At 69.6% G+C, this 1,699-nt stretch carries 2 protein-coding genes; both read left to right on the top strand.

What is annotated here, in order from left to right:
* Positions 1 to 781 (top strand): ATP-binding protein (locus tag HUK84_RS17105; RefSeq protein WP_246285756.1); only part of this gene is annotated, 781 nt, incomplete at its 5' end.
* Positions 782 to 963: 182 nt separating this feature from the next.
* Positions 964 to 1,542, top strand: coding sequence for a YqaA family protein (locus HUK84_RS17100; protein WP_176641337.1), 579 nt, complete (start codon positions 964 to 966; stop codon positions 1,540 to 1,542).
* The last annotated feature ends 157 nt before the right edge of the window (positions 1,543 to 1,699 follow it).

The following is a 1,699-nucleotide window of genomic DNA, read 5'->3' as shown; positions in this document are numbered from 1 at the left end:
CGAGGCGCTGGGCCGCGACGTGAACGCGCCGCCGCTGCCCGAGGACGGACCGCTGGAAATCGCGCGCGCCGGCCGGGCCTTCAACACCATGGCCAGCCGCATCCGGCGCTTCCTGACCGACCGTACCCTGCTGCTGACCGCGATCGGCCATGATCTGCGCACCCCGATCACCCGGCTGAAGCTGCGGTCGGAATTCATCGAGGATGACGATCTGCGCGCGAAATTCCTGATGGACCTGGACGAGCTGGAATCGATGGTCTCGGCCACCCTGGCCTTCGGCCGGGACACGTCGCGGCGCGAGCCGATGGGCAAGCTGGACCTGACGGCGCTGCTGCAGACCATCCTGGACGAGGCGGCGGAAATGCACCCCGATATCGCCGATGCGATCGGCTTCCGGGCCGAACCGCCGGCGGTGACGATCCATGCCCGCCCGGTCGGCCTGAAGCGCGCATTGAACAACCTGGTGGTCAACGCCGTCACCTATGGCCACGGGGTGCGGGTCACGCTGCTGCCGCCGCGTCCGTCCGAAGCGGGCGAGACCCGCGGCGAGATGGTGACGACCATCCTGATCGAGGATGACGGGCCGGGCCTGCCGCCCGAGGACCTCGAACGAATGTTCGAACCTTTCGTGCGGGCCGAATCCAGCCGCAACCGCGAAACCGGCGGCACCGGGCTGGGCCTGGCGATCGCGCGCAACATCATCTGGGGCCTGGGCGGGGATATCCGGCTGGGCAACCGCGCCCCGCACGGGTTGCGCGTCACCGTGACCCTGGTGTGCTGACGCGGCGCCGACCCAAGACAGTCAGATCCCCCAGCGGCCGATGCCCGGCGGCCCGATTTCCACACGATCGCGCCAGCACGTCGGACGCGTCTTGCCGCCGCCGGTCCGGGCATGGCATTGCCACAAAGACCCGTGCCCGCATGCCGCGGCGCCCGACCGAACACCCGACCAGGCGGCCCGAGATGCTCGATCGACTTTATGCCCGCGCCCTGACCCTCGCGGCCAGTCCGCATGCGCCCTTGTGGCTGGCGGCGGTCTCGTTCGCCGAGGCCAGCGTCTTCCCCCTGCCGCCGGACGTGCTGCTGATCCCGATGGTGCTGTCGCATCGCGACCGCGCCTGGGCGCTGGCGGGGCTGTGCACCGTGGCCAGCGTCTGCGGCGGGCTGCTGGGCTGGTATATCGGCGCCTTCCTGCTGCAGCACGTGGCGATGCCGATCGTGCATTTCTATCATGCCGAAGGCCGGCTGGCGGCGATGCAGGAGCAGTTCCGCCACTGGGGCGTCTGGATCATCCTGGTCAAGGGCCTGACTCCGATCCCGTTCAAGATCGTGACCATCGCCAGCGGGGCGGCGCATTTCCCGATCGTGCCCTTCCTGCTGGCCAGCCTGGTCACGCGCGGCATGCGCTTCTTCCTGGTCGCCGGGCTGCTGCGGGCCTATGGCGCGCCGATCCAGACCTTCATCGAACAGCGCCTGACCCTGGTCGCCTCGGCCTTCGGCCTGGTTCTGGTAGGCGGCTTCGTCGCGCTGAAATATCTCTGAAGCCACGCCTCGGAAGCCGCGTCTCGCCCTGGGCGGCAGGCGGCTTGCGGCGCGGCGAATCCCGGCGCAAACACGGCGGGCACGTGATCGTCAGCCCGGAGCCATCCAGCCATGCCCCACCAGGTCGCCGTCATTACCGGAGCCGGCGCCGGAATCG

The sequence above is a fragment of the Nguyenibacter vanlangensis genome (genome assembly GCF_013376155.1).
In the GTDB taxonomy this organism is placed as follows: domain Bacteria; phylum Pseudomonadota; class Alphaproteobacteria; order Acetobacterales; family Acetobacteraceae; genus Gluconacetobacter; species Gluconacetobacter vanlangensis.
Note: the sequence above shows the minus strand (reverse complement) of the source record. Positions and strands in the feature narration are given on the sequence as shown.